This is a genomic window from Microbacterium sp. NPDC058389, assembly GCF_042722305.1.
Classification (GTDB): Bacteria; Actinomycetota; Actinomycetes; order Actinomycetales; family Microbacteriaceae; genus Microbacterium.
The window spans coordinates 21325-39787 of record NZ_JBHXJQ010000021.1 but is presented as its reverse complement, the minus strand read 5'-3'; the positions used below and the strand labels follow the sequence as shown (position 1 = coordinate 39787).

The window sequence follows — 18463 nt, the reverse complement described above, 5'->3', positions numbered from 1 at the left end:
CCGCTCACGAGGTGACCAGTTCGTTGGCCGTCCGCAGCACCCGGGCGTCCGAGAGGGCGGATGCCGCCAGCGCCGGCCCCTCGTGCCGCACGAGCAGCGTTGTGCTCTCGCCGGGCAGCAGCGTGATGAGGGCGTCCGACGCCACCGCGTCGGGGTCGACCTTGTCGACGAGCAGCGTGAGGTCGCGCACGAGGCTCCGAGCCGTGAGCGTGACGAGCGTCCCGCTCTCGGCGGCCTCGGCGGCGACCTCGACGTCCGCGGTGCCGAGCGACGAATCGCGGGGCTCTGCGAAGAACCAGAATCCGCGCACGTCGTCGACCCCTGCCACGATCAGCTCGCCCGTGGCATCCGCCGCGGTGGCCACGTCGGCGGGGAGCGCGACGGTGGCCGTCTCGCGCGGTGCGAGCGACACGGCGACCGCGAACCGGCCGCGCTCGTCGCCCGCGAACCCGAGCCGGCGGGCCACGAGCTCGCCCGTCCACGCCTCGGCGGTGTCGTTCGAGACGACCGCGGCGAGTCCGCCGTCACGGGGCTGGATCGTCACGACCCGCGGGGCGAAGGCGTTCTTCAGCCCGTAGAACAACGGCTTCGGCCGCTCGTCGCCGTCGATCGCCGCCCACGAGGTGACCGGCCAGCAGTCGTTCAGCTGCCACACGATGGCGCCCTGCGTATGCGGAGCCCACGAGCGGAAGTGCTCGAGCGCGGTGCGGACGGCGAGGGCCTGGTTCAGCTGCATCGCCCAGTGCCAGTCCTCCATGGCCTCCGGGAGCCGGAAGTGGGGGAGCAGCCCGTTCGTGAGCTTGACGTTCCCCTCGCCGGCCTTCTGGTGCACGATCATGCCGGGCGACTCGGGCGTGAGCGGGTCGTCGCCGATCGATCGGGTGAGGGTGCTCCACGTGGGCGGGCCCTGCCAGCCGAACTCCGCCACGAACCGCGGCGTGTGCTGACGATACGTGGTCCAGTCGAACCGGTTCCACTGCTCCCACAGGTGCACGCTGCCGTGCTGCTCGTCGTTGGGGTGCGGACCCGTCTGCTGCTCCCCGTCCCAGCCGAGCCCCGGGCTGAAGGGGCTGCCGGGCGCGTAGGGGACGTGCGCCGCGAGCTCGGCGATGAGCGCCGGGAAGAGCTCGTAGTAGTAGTACGCGCCCCAGGTCTTGCCGTCCAGGCGGAGCTTCCAGCCCCAGTCCTCGTAGCCCCAGAGGTTCTCGTTGTTGCCGGTGAGCAGCACGAGTGAGGCGTGGTGGGCGAGGCGGGCGATGTTCTCGCGGGCCTCCGCCTCGACCTCGGAGCGCAGCGGGTCCTCCTCGGCGTAGGCCGCGCACGCGAACAGGAAGTCCTGCCACGTCAGCAGGCCCAGCTCGTCGGCCAGCTCGTAGAAGTCGTCGGACTCGTACAGCCCGCCGCCCCACACCCGGATGAGGTTGAGGTTCGCGTCGAGCGCCTGCTCGAAGCGCCGCCGCACGCGGTCGCGCGTGACGCGCACCGTGAGGGCGTCGTCCGGGATCCAGTTCACGCCTTTCACGAAGACCGGCTGGTCGTTGACGACGAGCGTGAACGGCGTGCCCGCCTCGTCGGGCGTCATGTCCCACCGCACGTCCCGGAAGCCGACTGTCCGGCGAGTCGAATCGAGCGCCTCGGCGGTCATCGTGCGCAATGTCACCTCGACGGTGTACAGGGGCTGCGCACCGTAGCCCGCAGGCCACCAGCGTTCGACCGAGGGCACATCGATCCGAACGCGTGCACTGTCACCGCCGAACCCGCCGACGACGACGCCGGGCACCGTGTCTCGATCGATCCCGGGACCATCGATGGTGACGCTCACCGACACCGGCTCCGAGGCATCCGGCGCCCGCTCGATCATGACGTCGACCTCGACGACGCCGCCGTCGCCCGCCGGGGTCGCGACGACGCGCGTCTCGGCGAGGCGCGCGACAGACCACGACTCCAGGCCGACAGGCTTCACCATTCCGCTCGTGTAGGTCGCGATGCCCCAGTCCCAGCCGTAGCTGCACGCCGACTTGCGGATCGCGTCGTTGGGCAGTCCGTAGGCCCGGGGCCGCACCCCGAGCGCGACGCTCTGCTCGTTGGCGTACTTGATCGGCGACCGGAACGCGACGACGAGCTCGTTCTCGCCCTCGATGAGCAGGTCGCGCACGTCGAACCGGTACGAGCGGTGCTGGTTCGCGGTCGCCCCGACCTCGCGCCCGTTGAGACGGATCGTGGTCACGGTGTCGAGACCCTGGAACACGAGGTCCGTGCGGTCGGCGGCATCCCGAGTCCACTCGAACGTCGTCGCGTACGTCCAGTCGACGAGGCCGATCCAGGCGAGCGCCGACTCGTTGTCGTCGAGGAACGGGTCGGGGATGAGACCGGCCGACAGCAGGTCGGTGTGAACGCAGCCGGGGACGACGGCGGGAAGCGCCGCGTCGAAGCCGGCGGGTGCGGGACCGGCGGACGCACGGAGCGTCCACCCGGTGTCGATCGGACGGAAGGCGAGGGGAGTGGTCACTTGACGGCTCCTGCGGTCAGGCCCTTGTAGATCCAGCGCTGCAGCAGCAGGAAGGCGATGAACGTCGGGATGATCACGAGGATCGTTCCGGCGGCGATCACCTCCCACTGCGCGCCGTACGGTCCCTTGAACCGGAACAGCGACGTGGAGATGAACCCCTGCGACGGCAGATAGAGGAAGGGCAGGTAGAACTCGTTGTAGATGGCGATGCCCTTGATGATCACGACGGTCGCGATCGCGGGGCGGAGGAGGGGGAGGACGATCCGCCAGTAGATCGTCCACCGGTTGGCGCCGTCGATCATCGCCGCTTCGTCGAGCGAGATGGGGATCGACTGCATGAACTGGATGAAGAGGTAGATCGCGATGATGTCGGTGCCCATGAACAGGATGATCAGGGCGACCATCGAATCGTAGAGCCCGAAGGCGCTGATGAGCTGGAACGTCGCGACCTGCGTCGTGACGCCGGGGATCAGCGTGGCGACGAGGAAGAGGACGAGCACCAGTCGCTTGCCGCGGAAGTTGAACCTGTCGAGCGCATAGGCGGCGGCGGTGCCGATGAAGATCGTGCCCACGAGCGACACGGCGAGCACGATCGTGGTGTTCACGAAGCCCTCGAGCATCTTGCCGCTCACGAACGCCGTGACGAAGTTGTCGAAGTTGAGCCAGTCGGTCGGCAGCGTGAACGGGCCGGTCTGCGCGTACTCGGTCTTCGTCTTGAGGCCCGCGAACAGCAGCACCGACAGCGGCAGGATCGTGACGATCGCCGCGACGACGAGGCTCGTGTACTTCGCGGTCGTCGCCGTGCCGCTGCGGACCTTCTCCCACGGCGAACGGCCGCGGATCGTGCGCTCGGGGAGGGCGGTGCGCACCGGCATCGTGCGCACGGGTTCGGTGGTGGTCATGTCAGATCGACCTTCTCGTCGGGGAAGACCTTGCGCTGGATCCACGTGACGATCAGCACGATGAACAGGAGCACGACGGCCATCGCCGAGGCGAGGCCCACCTGCCGGTAGCTGAACGCGGTCTGCAGCGTGTTGATCACGAACGTGTTGGAGCCGTTCGCGCCGCCGGTCATGATGAACGGCACCTCGAAGACGCTGAGGCTGCCCGAGATCGCCAGGATCACGGTGAGCCCGACGACGCGTCGGATACCGGGGAAGATGATGGCCCAGAACTGCGCCCATCGGTTCGCGCCGTCGATCTCGGCCGCCTCGTACAGCTCGTGCGGGATGGACTGGATCGCGCCGAGGAACAGCACGAATCCCATGCCCGTGTACCGCCACACCGAGGTGCCGGCCAGCGACCAGTTGACGATGTCGGGGTCGCCCAGCCACTGCGGCGGATCGGTGACGCCGAACCAGCTCAGCACCGTGTCGAGCGTGCCTCCGGGCTGGAAGAGGTACAGGAAGACGAAGCCGACGGCGACGCCGTTGATGAGGTACGGGAAGAACAGCACACCCCGGAAGAAGCCGGAGAACCTCGTCGAGAAGCTCAGGATCGTCGCGAAGTACAGCGCGATCGCGATCTGGAAGAACGACGCCACGAAGTAGTACAGGCTGACGAAGAACACCGGGAAGATACGCGGGTCGGTGAAGACCTGCACGTAGTTGTCGAGCCCGACGAGGTTCTTCGTCTGGTCGATGCCGTCCCAGTCGGTGACGCTGTAGTAGAACAGGTTCGCCGCCGGCCAGTAGGTGAACAGGAGCAGCAGCCCCACCGCCGCGGCCAGGAACAGCCACGGGGTGAGGTGCTTCATGATCCCGCCGCCGGCGGTGCCGCCGCGCCGGCCGCGGCCGGCCCGCCGGGAGATCCCGACGAGTCGGCCCCGGACCGGGGCGGAGAGGGCGGCAGGGGCGTCCGCCGGTGCCGCGCCAGGAGTTGCGATGGCCATTTCTCTGCCGCCCCCTTCCGTCAGCCCTTGAGGCTCTCGACGGCGGCGCCCCACTTGTCGTTGAGTTCGGCGAAGTAGCTGTCCTTGTCGCCGTCGGCGGCGCCGCGCGCGATGTCGACGAGCTTCTGGCGGTAGATCGGGCCGTAGAGGTCGATCTGCGCCTTGTCGGCGGTCGTGTTGAGGAGCGCCTCCTTGCCGGCCGGTGCCGGGTTGATCTCCATCAGGTCGACCCCGGCATCCTCGAACGACGTGAGGGCCTCGGGCAGCGGCTGGCTCTTGACGGTCGGGACCATGCCCTGGACCTCGACGTAGTCCGACTCGCCGACGATCCACTGGATGAACGCCCACGCCGCGGCCTTCGCCTTCGAGTGCTTGCTCACGCCGAGGTTGTAGTCGCCGCCGATGACCGCGTACTGCTGGCCGTCGACGTTGGCCGGGAACGCCATGAAGCCGATGTCGTCGGCCGAGGCGCCGTTGTCCTCGGCGGCGGCCTTCATCTGCGAGACCGCCCACGAGCCGAGCGTCATCGCGCCGATCTTGCCGGTGCCGATGAGGACCTTCGACTGCTCCCAGTCGGTGGTCAGCGGGTCGTCCTCGGTGAGCCCGGCCGCGACGCTGTCGTACAGCAGCGAGTCGATCGCGTACACATCGGTGCCCTCGCTCCACGGCGCCTCATCCTCGGCGAGGGTGATCGGCGCATCGGCGTCGTCGGTGACGCCGCCCAGGTTGCCGAAGCTCTGCGTGAGCGTCCAGCCGGCCTTGTAGTTCGTGTAGAGCGGGACGGCGTCGGTGTTGTCCTTGATCTTCTGGAGGTCCTCGAGCCACTCCTCCTCGGTGGTGGGCAGCGTCGTGATGCCCGCCTCCTCCCAGACCTTCTTGTTGTAGACGACGCCGTTGGCGTTGCCGCCCCAGGCGATGCCGTACTGGGTGCCGTCGTAGCTCGCGGCCGGCAGGAACCGGTAGGTGTCCTCGAAGTCGGCGGTCTTGCCGAGGGGCTCGAGGAACTGGTCGTACTGGTCGGGCTTGATCGTCGGGATGCCGATGACGTCGCCGTAGTTCGTCGTCGACATGCGGGTCTGCATCTCGGTCGCGTAGTCGGTGACGGCCTCGATCTTGACCTTCACATCGGGGTACTTGGCCTCGAACTCCTTCACGTACCGGTCGTACGTGCCGTCCTGCACGAGGTCGGTGCGCCACGTGAGCACCTTGATCTCGCCCTTGATGTCGCCGTCGATGGTGTTGCTCGCATCGTCCGCGCCGCTTCCCGCGCAGCCGCTCATCGCGACCGCGGCGGTCGCCAGCAACGCGATGCCCGCGAATGCCTTCTTCGCCATGTGATGTCTCCTTGTCAGGTTCGCCCTTGAACTGCCGGTGCGGATCACCGCACCGTCGCGTGGTTCGTCGCGCCGTCAGAGTAGAGGGCGTCGAAGCGGTTCCGCAAGTGGTCGATGTCAGCGCTGTCTTGTCCTGTCCGCAGCACGTCCGGCTCGGTGAAACATACGTTGATCTGGGTATTAAGTTGTTCACATGGCCGAACGGTCATCGCGATGTCCGGAGAATGTCTTACGTAGACATTTCGTCGCGAACACTGCTAGCGTGAACTCCGCCGACAAGGAGGCCACGGCATGAACGTTCAGCAGCGCGCGACTCTGGAGGACGTCGCCCGGCTCGCCGGCGTGAGCTCGAAGACGGTCTCGCGCGTGTTCACACATCGCGATCTCGTCGCGCCCGAGACGGTGGACCGCGTGCTGGCTGCGGCCAAGCGGCTGCGCTTCCGGCCCAACCCGCTCGCGCGCAACCTGCGCCGCGGTGGCCCGACGAACACGATCGGGTTCATCATGGGCGAGCTGAACAACCCGTTCTACTACAAGCTCGCAGCCGGCATCGAGCGCGAGCTCGCCGCCAACGGGTTCTCGCTCGTGGTGGCCACCACCGACGACACCGCCGAGGGCGAGGAGCGCGTCGCCGACGCGCTGCTCGGGCAGCGTCTCGGTGCGCTCCTGCTGATCCCCGTCGCCGACGACCAGTCGTACCTCGAGGGCGAGCGGCACCTGGGCACGCCGATCATCGCGATCGACCGGCCGGCCCGCAACCTCGTCGCGGACTCGATCGTGCTGCAGAACCATCGCGGCGTCTTCGAGGCGACCACGCGGCTGCTCGAGCGCGGCCACCGGCGCATCGGCTACATCTGCAATCCGGCATCCGTCTACACCCAGGTCGAGCGCCTCCGCGGCTACCGCGACGCGCTCGCCGCCTACGGCATCTCGGCGTCGTCGCGGTGGGAGCGACTGGCCGACGATCTCGCGCGACCCGCCGACGGCCTGATCGCGGAACTGCTCGATCGGGACGACGCCCCCTCGGCCATCATCACGGGCAACAACCGCGTCACGATCAACGCGCTGCGCGTGCTGCGCGACCGCGACGACGACCGGACCGCGCTCATCGGCTTCGACGACTTCGACACCGCCGACGTGCTCGGGGTGTCGGTGATCAACTACGACCCGATCGCCCTCGGCAAGGCGGCGGCCACGCTCGCGATCGAGCGCATGCAGGACCCGGCCGGCTTCACCCGCCAGCTCGAGATGCCCACCTGGCTCGTCGAGCGCGGCACCGGCGAACGCCCCCCCGCAGAGAGGACCCCCGTATGACCCCCGGCTTCGTCCACCTCGAGCATGACGGCGTCGCCGTGATCGTCGATGCGCGCGGTCCCGGTCTACCCTGCGTGCTTCACTGGGGCGCCGCCGTGGGCAGGATCACCGACGCCGACGCGGCCGCCCTCGCGCGCGCCGTGAGTCGCCAGACACCGCCGGGCACCCTCGACGCCGCGTGGCAGGTGTCGCTCTCGCCGCACGAGAGCGACGGCTGGACCGGGCGCCCGGGCATGCAGCTGCGAGCCGCCGGGATCGTCCATCACCCGCGCTGGGTGCTCGACGGGGTCGAGGGCGACGCGCGCCGGGCGGTATTCGCGGCGCGGGATGCGGCATCCACTCTTCTCCTCACGATCGAGATCGCGATCGAAGCGGGCGGCGTCGTCTGGGTCGAGCACGCGCTGCGCCATGAGGGCGGAGCGGATGCAGCCCCCGTCGACGTCGACTGGCTCGAGGCCGCGCTCCCGGTGCCGACCACCACCGACACGCTGCTCACCTTCGACGGCCGTTGGACGCGCGAGAAGCGTCCGGTCGTCACTCCGATGCCCGCCGGCGCGACCGTGCGCCAGACGCGCCGCGGCCGGCCCGGGCACGACAACCCGGTGGCGGCGATCGCCGGCATCGGCGCGCCCCACTGGGGCGCCGGCGAGCTGTGGGGCGTCCACCTCGCGTGGTCGAGCGACCTCACGACGCGCATCGACCGCGTCACCGACGCGGTGACGCTCATCGGCGCGGGCGAGCTGCTGCGGCCCGGCGAGATCCGCCTCACACCCGGCGACGAGTACCGGGCGCCTCGCGCCGCGTTCGTGCACACCGGCAGGGGGCTCGACGGCTTCTCCGACCGCGTGCACACCTGGATGCGCGCACGGCCGCAGCACCCGGCATCCCCCCGTCCCCTCGTGCTGAACACGTGGGAGGCCGTCTACTTCGACCACGACCCCGCCCGCCTGGTGGCGCTCGCCGAGCGGGCGGCCGAGGTCGGGATCGAGCGGTTCGTGCTCGACGACGGCTGGTTCCAGGGGCGCCGCGACGACACCACGAGCCTGGGTGACTGGATCGTCGACCGCACCGTGTGGCCCGAAGGGCTCGAGCCGCTCGCAGGCCGCGTGCACGAGCTCGGCATGCAGTTCGGCCTGTGGTTCGAGCCCGAGATGGTGAGTCTCGACTCCGACGTCGCCCGGGCCCACCCCGACTGGCTGCTCCACGACCCCGCGCACCTCGACCACGACGCGAGCCTGTCGTGGCGCGGGCAGTACGTCATGGACCTCGCGAACCGGGATGCCTTCGCCCACGTGCTCGGGCAGATCGACGCCCTCGTGAGCGGGCTCGGCATCGACTTCATCAAGTGGGACCACAACCGCGACCTCGTCGAGAGCGCCCACGCGGGCCGCCCGGGCGGCCACGCCCAGATGACCGCGGTGTACGAGCTGATGCGCGAGCTGGGGCGCCGGCATCCCTCGCTCGAGATCGAGTCGTGCTCCAGCGGCGGCGCCCGTACCGACCTCGGGATCCTCGAGGTCGCCGACCGGGTGTGGGCGAGCGACTCGAACGACCCCGTCGAACGGCAGGACATCCAACGCTGGACCGGCCTGCTCCTCCCGCCCGAGCTCGTCGGCGCCCACGTCGGCCCCACGACCTCGCATTCGTCGGGCCGCACCACGGACCTGTCGTACCGCATGGCGACGAGCCTCATGGGCTCGGCCGGCTTCGAGTGGGACATCCTGTCGTGCGGCGCCGAGGAGACCGCGGCGATCTCCCGGTTCGCGGCGCTCTACAAGGAGCTGCGTCCGATCGTGCACACCGGCCGCGTCGTGCACGCGGACCTCCGCGACCCGGCGTGGCGCGTCACCGGCTTCGTCACCGGCACCGCGGCGGTCGTGCTCGTGGCGACCGTGGCGAGCCTCGAGGATGCCCGCGCCGAGCGGCTGCGGATCCCCGGGCTCGACCGCGACCGGCGGTACCGCGTGCGCGTGCGCGACGAGATCGGCGCGGCGAAGTACGGGTGGATCGCGCCCGAGTGGTTCACGTCGGGCGGGATCGAGCTCCCGGGCGCGCTGCTGATGGACGTGGGACTGCAGCTGCCGACGCTCTGGCCCGTCCAGGCCTTCGTTCTGCACCTCGAGTCCGTGTGACGCCCGAGGCGGCGTCCAGGAGTGTCACGACACGCGGCTTCGCGTGAGGCGTCGCCGCGTGACGTGACACCCGAGCAGGGGGCTGCGTCAGACCAGTGCCGAGAGGAATCGGGCCTGCTTGGGGAACTGGAACGCCTGACCGCCCTCGTGGCCGTTGTGCGTGTACACCTCGATCTGCTTGGTCGCGGTGGTGTGGCGGTTGAACGCGGCGTACACCGTCGACGGCGGGCAGATGGTGTCCATGAGCGCGACGGAGTAGAGGGCGGCGGCGTCCGCGCGCTTGGCCATGTTCGCGCCGTCGAAGTACGACAGCGTCTCGAACACGCGGTCGTCCAGGCCGCGGTGCACCGACAGGTACCGCACGACCTCCTGGTACGGGTCGGCGTCGGTCAGCCCGATGGCCCGCTCGAAGTGGCACAGGAACGGCACGTCGGGCATCACTGCGACCAGACCGTCCGACAGACCGGCCGCGGCGATCGCGATGCCGCCGCCCTGGCTCGCGCCGCACACCGCGACGCGATCGGCATCCACCTGGGGGAGCGTCCGCACCGCGTCGATCGCGCGCACCGCGTCGGTGAACACGCGGCGGTAGTAGTAGTCCGCCGGGTCCTCGATGCCTCGCGTCATGAAGCCCGTCGACGACGGGCCGGTGCCGTGCGGGTCGGGGGTGTCGCCGCCCGATCCCCACATCGACCCCTGGCCGCGCGTGTCCATGAACAGGTGGGCGTACCCGGCGGCGGCCCAGCCGAGGCGCTCGCCGGGAAGTCCCCGGCCGCCGCCGTAGCCCTGGTACTCGACGACGGCGGGAAGCGGTCCTTCGGCGCCCGCGGGCAGCGTCAGCCACGCCTTCACCGGATCGCCGCCGAAGCCGGGGAACGTCACGTCGAACACGTCCAGCGCGGTGAACGGGGTGTCGGCGGGCACGACGTCGGGTGCGGCATCCCATCGACGCGACTCGGTGAGCGTCGTCGCCCAGAAGTCGTCGAAATCGGAGGGTTCGCGGACGTCGGGCGTGTACGCCTCGAGCTCCGCGGGGGACAGATCGAATCTCGGCACGCGCCTACCCTAACGCCTGGTACGGAAGCGCTTCGACGGTGGCGAGGGAAAAGGCGACGAGGCCTCGATGGGGGAGGGGTATTCGAGGCCCCGCCGCCGGTCTCAGAAGCGCCGTCAGGCGCTGATCGTCCGCTCCCCAGATCGGACGCCGGTTCGCCGGATCAGAGTCTGATCTCAGCGATGACTTCACCGTACTCGGTCTCACCCACCGGAGTGAAGCCCACACGCTCGAAGAATGCCTGCGGGCCGCCTTCGCCCGCCTCGTAGATGACGTTCACGTGGCCCATGCCGCGGTTCCGCGCCTCTTCGATGAGGGCCTCGACGGCGAACCGGCCGATGCCCTTGCCCTGGTCATCGGCGTCGACGTTGATGCGCCACAGCACGGAGCGGAAGTGCTCCTGCGGGTCGTCGAGGTCGAAGTTGCCGCTGACGAAGGCGACGACCTGCTCGCCGTCGAGCACGACGCGCTGCCACGTGGTCTGCGGGTTCACGACGGTCGCGGCGATGCCGTAGCTCACCGGCGACAGGAACTCCTCCTGGCCGGGCTTGAGCGACATATTGTTGACCGCCACGATGGTCGAGGCGGACAGTTCGACGAGTCGCAGATCACCCATGCGCCCCAGGCTAGCCCGGATGACCGTGTCCGGCACGGTGGATTTCACACGGAAACACAATGTTCATGCGGAGAGATATCTTGACGTCGAGATATCTCTCCAGGTGCTTGCGATAGGCTGTGCGCGACCCGTCCGAAGCACCGACAGGACCGATTCAGGTGACCGACTCCACCATCATCTACACCTACACCGACGAGGCTCCGGCCCTCGCCACCGCGTCTTTCCTCCCGATCGTGCAGGCCGTCGCCGGCCAGGCCGGGGTCGAGATCGAGACGCGCGACATCTCGCTGGCAGGCCGCATCCTCGCCGCCTTCCCGCAGAACCTCATGCCCGAGCAGCAGGTGGGCGACGCGCTCGCCGAACTCGGCGGTCTCGCGACCCTGCCCGAGGCGAACATCATCAAGCTCCCGAACATCTCGGCCTCGATCCCGCAGCTGAAGGCCGCGATCGCCGAGCTGCAGTCGCAGGGCTACGACATCCCGGACTACCCGGACGACGCCGAGACCCTCGAGCAGAAGGACGTGCGCGCGCGCTACGACCGCATCAAGGGCTCCGCCGTCAACCCGGTGCTGCGCGAGGGCAACAGCGACCGCCGCGCGCCGCTGTCGGTCAAGAACTACGCGCGCAAGCACCCGCACCGCAACAAGGCGTTCGGCGAGGGCTCGAAGACCCGTGTCGCGACCCTCGGCCACGACGACTTCAAGTCGAACGAGAAGTCGACCGTCATCCCTGCCGACGACGTGCTGACGATCCAGCACGTCGCCGCCGACGGCACGACGACCGCACTGAAGACCGGTCTCAAGGTGCTTCCGGGCGAGATCGTCGACGCGACGTTCCTGTCGGCCGCCGCGCTCGACGCCTTCCTCGCGGAGACGCTCGCGACGGCGAAGGCCGAGGACGTCCTGTACTCGGTGCACCTCAAGGCGACGATGATGAAGGTCAGCGACCCCATCATCTTCGGCCACGTCGTCAAGGCGTACTACGCGGACGTGTTCGACAAGTACGGCGACAAGATCGCCGAGGCGGGCCTGACCCCGAACGACGGCCTCGGCGCCATCCTCGCGGGGCTCGCGAACGTCGACGGCGGCGACGAGATCGCCGCCGCGATCGCCGCGGCCACCGACTCTCCGCGCCTGTCGTACGTCAACTCCGACAAGGGCATCACGAACCTCCACGTGCCGTCCGACGTGATCGTCGACGCGTCGATGCCCGCGCTCGTCCGCAACGGCGGCAAGCTGTGGGGCGCCGACGGCGGCGAGGACGACACGCTGGCCGTCATCCCGGACTCGTCGTACGCGGGCGTCTACCAGACCGTGATCGACGACGTGATCGCTCGCGGTCCGCTCGACCCCGCCACGATCGGCACCGTCCCGAACGTGGGCCTCATGGCGCAGGCCGCCGAGGAGTACGGCAGCCACGACAAGACGTTCGAGCTCGCCGCCGCAGGCACCGTCCAGGTCGTGAACCAGGCCGGCGACGTGCTCATCGAGCACGCCGTGCAGCCGGGCGACATCTGGCGCGCGACCCAGACCAAGGACGTCGCGATCCGCGACTGGGTGAAGCTCGCCGTCACGCGTGCCCGCGCCACCGGCGCGCCCGCCGTGTTCTGGCTCGACGAGAACCGCTCGCACGACGCCGCGCTCATCGCCAAGGTGAAGACCTACCTCGCAGAGCACGACACCGAGGGCCTCACGATCGAGATCCTCGCGCCCGCGGCCGCGACCCAGTACTCGCTGGACCGTCTGCGCCAGGGCGAGGACACCATCTCGGTGACCGGCAACGTGCTGCGCGACTACCTCACCGACCTGTTCCCGATCCTCGAGGTCGGCACGAGCGCCAAGATGCTGAGCATCGTGCCGCTGCTCGCGGGCGGCGGCCTGTTCGAGACGGGTGCGGGCGGCTCTGCCCCCAAGCACGTGCAGCAGCTCCTCGCCGAGGACTACCTGCGCTGGGACTCGCTCGGCGAGTTCTTCGCGCTGGCCGCGTCGTTCGAGCACCTGTCGGACTTCACCGGCAACGCCAAGGCGAAGGTGCTCGCCGACACGCTGGATGCCGCGACCGGCACGTTCCTCGAGAACGACAAGTCGCCCGGCCGTGCGCTCGGCACGATCGACAACCGCGGCAGCCACTTCTACCTCGCGCTGTACTGGACGCAGGAGCTCGCGAAGCAGACGGACGACGCCGAGCTGGCGGCGGCCTTCGCTCCGATCGCCGAGACCCTCGCCGCGAACGAGCAGCAGATCGTCGACGAGCTCATCGCCGTGCAGGGCTCGCCGGTCGACATCGGCGGGTACTACCGTCCCGACGCCGAGCTCGTCGCGGGAGTCATGCGCCCGTCGGCCACCTTCAACGCGGTGATCGACGGCTTGGTTGCTCAGCGGAGCTGAGCAACCAAGGGGCGCGGTCGTTGAGCGTCCGCCGCGCCAGCGGCGGACCTGTCGAAACGCTGACCCGCAGCCACAACGAGATGAGCGGATGCCCCGGCCCGGGGCATCCGCTCATCTCGTCGTAGAGGGTGGCTCAGTTCTGCACGGTGACCTCGGTGCCCATGGGCGCCCACTGGTAGAGGAACTCGGCGACGCCGACGGGCAGGTTGACGCAGCCGTGGCTCATGCGGTTGCCGAAGTTGTTGTGCCAGTACGCGCCGTGGAGGGCCTGGTCGCCGTTGAAGTACATGACCCAGGGCACGTTCTTCGTGTAGTAGTACGGCGCCTTGGTGAGATCAGGGTTGCCCATGTTCTGCGAGCGCAGCTTCGCGGTGATGCGGAAGTCGCCGGTGTGCGTGTCGTGACCCGGCAGCCCCGACGACATGCGCGTCGAGCTGACGACGACGCCGTTCTCGTAGAAGTACGCGGCCTGGTCGCTGAGGTCGACGACGATGTTGCGGGCGAGCGTGGTCGTGCTCACGGGCACTTCCTCGACCGGGAGCTTGTAGACGGGGTCGCCCGCGGCCAGCTGCGCCGCGAACCCTGCGGCGATGCCGGCGGTGGCGCCCAGCTGGCGTCCCGACTGCCCGGCCGCGATGGTCTGCAGCACCTTGCCGGCGCGGTCGGTGATCTCGACGGCGTTCTCGGGCGCCCGGTCGACGGTCGCGGCCAGCGTGTCGACGACCGGCTGGATGGCTGCGGCGTCGGCCGTGATCGTGAACGCGCCCGCTTCGGGGGTGACGGTCAGCCAGGACGCCGCCACGGCGCGGTCCACCGGCACGGTGCGCTCATCGCCCACGTAGAAGCCGATGTTGGAGATCATGCCGTTGAGCTGCGTCGCGGTGTCAGCGGCGGTCTCTGTCGAGATCGCGGCCGGGACTTCGGAGATCACGGGCTCCAGGTTCACCCGCGACGAGCCGGCCTCGAAGGCCGCCTGCAGCGCCTGCTGCACGGTCGCCACGTCGATCCCGGTGCCGGGCGTCGCGGGCGTCGACACATACGAGGTCGACGCGCCGTCGTATGCGAGGGTCGCGTCGACAGGGTCGGTGAAGAGGTCGGGGGCCGCCTCGCGCAGCGTCTCGAGCGCTGTGGCCGTGTCGAGCTCGACCTCGGCGCCGGTCTCGGCGAACCACGCCGTCGGGTTCCACATCGGATGCTCGGCGAATGCGGCGTCCGCGAGGGCCTGTGCGTCCACCGACGCACCCAGCTCGGCACCGGTCACCTCGGCGTCGCCGCCGGCGCCGGTGAGCACCACCGTCGTTCCGGCGAGCTGCTGCTCGATCGCATCCGCAGCGGCGCCGGGGGTCATCCAGCCGACCGGGACGCCGGCGACCGCGGTGCCGGGGGCGATCAGCAGCAGCGACGAGACCACGAGGCCGACCGCGGCGACACCTGCCCCGATGCTCAGCCACAGCGCCGTGCGCTTCTTCTTCGGCTGGGGCTCGGGATCCGCCCAGGCGTAGACGGCGCCGTCGGCGCCGCCCACTCCGGCCGGCGGCGCGGCGGCGGCATCGGCCGCCGATTCGCCCGGCGCGGCCAGGACGGTGGTCGAGTCGGAGGCGTCGGATGCCTCGGCTTCGTGGACAGGGGCCAGGACCGCGGTCGCGACGGCCACCGTGGCGTCGTCGTCGGTGTCAGCGGGGGAGGGGTCTGTGGGTTCGGCGACGTCGGCGATCAGCCCGGCATCGTCCGCTGCGTCGTCGGCAGGCGCTTCGGCGTCGTCGGCCTCTTCGGCGGTGGCGGTCTCGTCGGTCGGCTCGACCTCGTCCGCGGGCTCGGCGTCGTCGGCCGGCTCGGCGTCCTCGTCCTCGTCGGCGGGCTCGACCTCGTCGGCGGGCTCAGCCTCATCCGCAGGCTCGACCTCGTCGGCGGGCTCGGCGTCCTCGTCGGCCGGCGCGTCTTCGTCGGCAGGCTCGACGTCCGCGTCCGCCGGCTCGGCCTCGTCGGCAGGCTCCGTCTCGTCGGCAGGCTCAGCCTCATCCGCAGGCTCGGCGTCCTCGTCCGTGGGCTCGGCCTCGTCGGCAGGCTCGGCCTCGTCGGCGGGCTCGGCCTCGTCGGCAGGCTCGACGTCCTCGTCCGCGGGCTCGGTCTCGTCGGCCGGCTCGGTCTCGTCGACGTCCGATTCGTCGGTGGAGGAGCCCTCGAGGTCCGCGTCTGTCGCGTCCTCGACGGCCTCATCGACCTGGACGGCGTCCTCTGCGGACGCCTCGTCGGCTTGCGGCTGAGTCGCCAGATCCGTCACGCCTTCACCCCCCGAATGTGATCCACGCTTCCGACAATGGTAAGCGACGCCCGCGCGCGCGTGTGTCACGTCCTGGTCACGCACGAATCGCCGGTCACGGCGGGAAAGTCGAGGCCCTGGCCGCGGGCCTTGTGCGACCGCGCATCACAGTTTTGTAAAGCATCCGCCCAAAATGGCCCGAGGACTTGCGAAAAGTTTGTTCGTAAGGTCTACTAACAAACATGCCTACTTCGGAAGCGCGACGCGGCCCTTCCATTATCGACACGCCGCAGAGTCCCACCGCGAATGCCCGCGCATTCGCCCCCGGTCGCACCCTGCGACAGGGGGCCAAGGTCCTGCCCGAGCACGCCCGCGGGCACAACCGCTCGCTCGTGCTGCAGACGCTGTTCCACCAGGGCGCCATGAGCCGCGCCGATCTCTCTCGCGAGACGGGGCTCACGCGGGTCACGATCTCGGATCTCGTCGCCGAGCTCATCGCCGACGGCTTCGTCGCCGAGATCGGCGTGCGTGAGGCATCCGGACCCGGAAAGCCCGCCATCCTGGTCGACCTCGACCACGCCGGCCACCGCATCGTCGGGCTCGACCTGTCGGGCAGCGACACGTTCATCGGCGCCGTTCTGACGCTCGACGGCAGCATCGTCGCCCGCCGCGAAGTGCCCCTCCCTGCCGACGAGGACCTCGTGTCGACCGTGGTCGACCTGGCCCGCGACCTCGTCGCCGAAGCGCATGCGCCCGTCCTCGGCATCGGCGTCGGCACGCCCGGTGTCGTCGACGACCGCGGCGTCATCCTCACGGCCCCCAACTTCGGCTGGGCCGGCTTCGACCTCGAGGGCGCACTGCGGGGCGCTCTCGGACTCCCTGTGCTCGTCGCCAACGACGCCAACGCCGCGGTGCTCGCCGAGTACACGTTCGGGGGCGCACCGGATGACGTGCTCCTCGTCAAGGTCGGTCGCGGCGTCGGCTCGGGCCTGCTGCTGGCCGGACAGCCGATGCGCGGCAGCCGCTTCGCCGCGGGCGAGATCGGCCACGTCACCGTCGGCACCGACGGCGGCCCGCTGTGCGCATGCGGGAAGGTGGGATGCCTCGAAGCGTGGCTCTCCGTCCCGTCGCTCACGACGCGCCTGGCCGAGGCATCCGATCCCGGCGTCCACGACGGGATCCTGCGTGACGCGGGGGAGCGGCTGGGCATCGCCCTCGCACCCGTCGTCGGCACCCTCGACGTGTCGGAGATCGTGCTCTCCGGCCCCGCTGATCTTCTCGGCGGTCCCCTCGCGGACCAGGCCGTCGAGGCTCTCCGTGCGCGCACGCTCGCGCCGTCGAACGACGACGAAGGCGTGCGGGTGCGGATGACGGAGCAAGGCCAGGACATCGTCCTGCGCGGCGCGGCCGTCATGGTCCTGTCCGGACAACTGGGGGTGTCCTAGACCTCGGCCTAGACCCCGCAATCACTCCGTCGGCTTCCCCCCGAACCGCCGGATCCCCCTGGATGGGCCACCCGGCCCACCCGAACACCAAGAGAACATGAAGGAACACACCATGAAGAAGACGCTTGGAGCCGTGGCGCTCATCGGCGCCTCGGCACTGGTGCTCGCCGGCTGCGCCGGCAGCGGCAACGCGGGCGGCGGTTCGGCCGACGACGCTTCCGGGTTCGACCCCGAAGGCGCCAAGGGCCAGAACATCACCTTCTGGGTGATGGGTGGAGACACCCCGGACGAGCTTCGCCAGTACCTGAAGGACGAGTACAAGGCGGCTACCGGCGGCACGCTGACCATCGAGGAGCAGTCGTGGACCGACGCGGTCACGAAGCTCGCGAACCAGCTGCCCGACGCCAACAACACCCCTGACGTCACCGAGATCGGCAACACCTGGTCGCCGACCTTCACGACGGCGGGCTCGTTCAGCGACCTGAGCGGCATCTACGACGACCTCGGCGGCGACGACCTGCTGCAGTCGTTCGTCGACGTCGGCACGGTCGACGGCAAGCAGTACGCCCTGCCGTACTACTTCGGCTCGCGCTACATCACGTACCGCAAGGACATCTGGAGCGCCGCCGGCCTCGAGGTGCCCAAGACGCTCGACGAGTTCAACGAGGACGTCAAGACCCTCCGCACCGACGGCCAGTCCGGCTTCTACATCGGTGGCGAGGACTGGCGCAACGGCGTCTCGTGGATCTTCGCGAACGGCGGCGACCTGGCCAAGAAGGACGGCGACAAGTGGGTCTCGACCCTCAGCGACGCCAAGACCATCACGGGCCTCGAGCAGTTCCAGGACCTGTTCCAGAACGCCTCGAACGCGCCGGCCACCGAGGACGACAGCACCCCGTGGGTCAACATCAACAACGACAAGAACGGCAACCCGCCGACGGCCGCCACGATCATCGCACCCGGCTGGGCGCACTGGTCGATCGGTGACTTCGTCGAGGAGAAGACCGGCGACGACGGCAAGGTGACCGAGGTCCGCGAGTGGAACGACGACACCTTCGGTGTCTTCCCGCTCCCGGGCGTCGAGGCGGGCGAGGCCGCTCCGGTCTTCGCCGGCGGCTCGAACATCGGCATCTCGGCCAAGAGCAAGAACCAGGCCGGTGCCAAGGAACTGCTGAAGATCATCTTCTCGGACGAGTACCAGCAGATGCTCGGCAAGAACGGCCTCGGCCCGGCGAACACCAAGTTCGTCGACTCGCTGGGTGACGACATCTTCGCCTCGGCTCTCATCGAGTCGGCGCTGAACTCGAAGCTCACCCCGGCCGCGCCCGGCTGGGCCGCCGTCGAGGGTCAGAAGATCCTCGAGGAGTTCTTCGGCAAGGTGGCCGCCGGTGGCGACATCGAGGCCCTGGCCAAGGAGTACGACCAGAAGATCGACGCCATCATCAACGGCTGAGAACCTCTTCATCTACCGGGGTGGGGGGGGGGGGCGGCGCGCCCCCCCCCGACCCCCCAGGGCCGGGG

The 18463-nt window shown here is 69.6% G+C and carries 12 protein-coding genes; 5 read left to right on the top strand and 7 right to left on the bottom strand.

Features of this window, described 5'->3' with window-relative positions; genetic code table 11:
• Positions 1-4: 4 nt before the first annotated feature.
• From ACFWJ8_RS19580 to ACFWJ8_RS19565, 4 genes are read right to left on the bottom strand one after another with little or no spacing between them, the layout of a single operon-like run.
• Entirely contained in the window at positions 5-2509 is a 2505-nt protein-coding gene (locus ACFWJ8_RS19580) for a glycoside hydrolase family 2 protein (RefSeq protein ID WP_378814695.1), read from the bottom strand.
• Entirely contained in the window at positions 2506-3411 is a 906-nt protein-coding gene (locus ACFWJ8_RS19575) for a carbohydrate ABC transporter permease (RefSeq protein ID WP_378814693.1), read from the bottom strand. The genes ACFWJ8_RS19580 and ACFWJ8_RS19575 overlap by 4 nt, the downstream gene beginning before the upstream one ends.
• Positions 3408-4400, bottom strand: coding sequence for a carbohydrate ABC transporter permease (locus ACFWJ8_RS19570; protein ID WP_378814691.1), 993 nt, complete (start codon positions 4398-4400; stop codon positions 3408-3410). The genes ACFWJ8_RS19575 and ACFWJ8_RS19570 overlap by 4 nt, the downstream gene beginning before the upstream one ends.
• A gap of 20 nt (positions 4401-4420) precedes the next feature.
• Positions 4421-5734, bottom strand: coding sequence for an ABC transporter substrate-binding protein (locus ACFWJ8_RS19565; protein WP_378814689.1), 1314 nt, complete (start codon positions 5732-5734; stop codon positions 4421-4423).
• A gap of 291 nt (positions 5735-6025) precedes the next feature.
• Between ACFWJ8_RS19565 and ACFWJ8_RS19560 the strand changes: the two genes are divergently transcribed.
• Both ACFWJ8_RS19560 and ACFWJ8_RS19555 read left to right on the top strand, forming a co-directional pair.
• Positions 6026-7048, top strand: a complete 1023-nt coding sequence (locus ACFWJ8_RS19560; RefSeq protein WP_378814687.1) for a LacI family DNA-binding transcriptional regulator — start codon at positions 6026-6028, stop codon at positions 7046-7048.
• Entirely contained in the window at positions 7045-9180 is a 2136-nt protein-coding gene (locus ACFWJ8_RS19555; protein ID WP_378814685.1) for an alpha-galactosidase, read from the top strand. The genes ACFWJ8_RS19560 and ACFWJ8_RS19555 overlap by 4 nt, the downstream gene beginning before the upstream one ends.
• 87 nt (positions 9181-9267) lie before the next feature.
• On the opposite strand, the gene ACFWJ8_RS19550 is transcribed toward ACFWJ8_RS19555, so the two are convergent.
• Both ACFWJ8_RS19550 and ACFWJ8_RS19545 read right to left on the bottom strand, forming a co-directional pair.
• Positions 9268-10236: an acetylxylan esterase gene (locus ACFWJ8_RS19550; RefSeq protein ID WP_378814683.1), complete on the bottom strand. Its 969-nt coding sequence runs from the start codon at positions 10234-10236 to the stop codon at positions 9268-9270.
• Between the two features lie 161 nt (positions 10237-10397).
• Positions 10398-10850, bottom strand: coding sequence for a GNAT family N-acetyltransferase (locus tag ACFWJ8_RS19545; protein WP_378814681.1), 453 nt, complete (start codon positions 10848-10850; stop codon positions 10398-10400).
• Between the two features lie 158 nt (positions 10851-11008).
• Between ACFWJ8_RS19545 and ACFWJ8_RS19540 the strand changes: the two genes are divergently transcribed.
• On the top strand, positions 11009-13237 hold the full coding sequence (locus tag ACFWJ8_RS19540; RefSeq protein WP_378814679.1) for an NADP-dependent isocitrate dehydrogenase: 2229 nt from the start codon (positions 11009-11011) through the stop codon (positions 13235-13237).
• A 133-nt stretch (positions 13238-13370) separates the two neighbouring features.
• Here ACFWJ8_RS19540 and ACFWJ8_RS19535 read toward each other — a convergent pair whose 3' ends face one another.
• Positions 13371-15518 (bottom strand): L,D-transpeptidase family protein, encoded by a 2148-nt coding sequence (locus ACFWJ8_RS19535; RefSeq protein ID WP_378814677.1) that lies wholly within the window; start codon positions 15516-15518, stop codon positions 13371-13373.
• Between the two features lie 221 nt (positions 15519-15739).
• Between ACFWJ8_RS19535 and ACFWJ8_RS19530 the strand changes: the two genes are divergently transcribed.
• Both ACFWJ8_RS19530 and ACFWJ8_RS19525 read left to right on the top strand, forming a co-directional pair.
• Positions 15740-16942, top strand: a complete 1203-nt coding sequence (locus ACFWJ8_RS19530; RefSeq protein ID WP_378814675.1) for an ROK family protein — start codon at positions 15740-15742, stop codon at positions 16940-16942.
• 112 nt (positions 16943-17054) lie between these two features.
• Complete coding sequence (locus ACFWJ8_RS19525) at positions 17055-18395, top strand: extracellular solute-binding protein (RefSeq protein WP_378814673.1); 1341 nt, start codon at positions 17055-17057, stop codon at positions 18393-18395.
• Positions 18396-18463 lie beyond the last annotated feature (68 nt).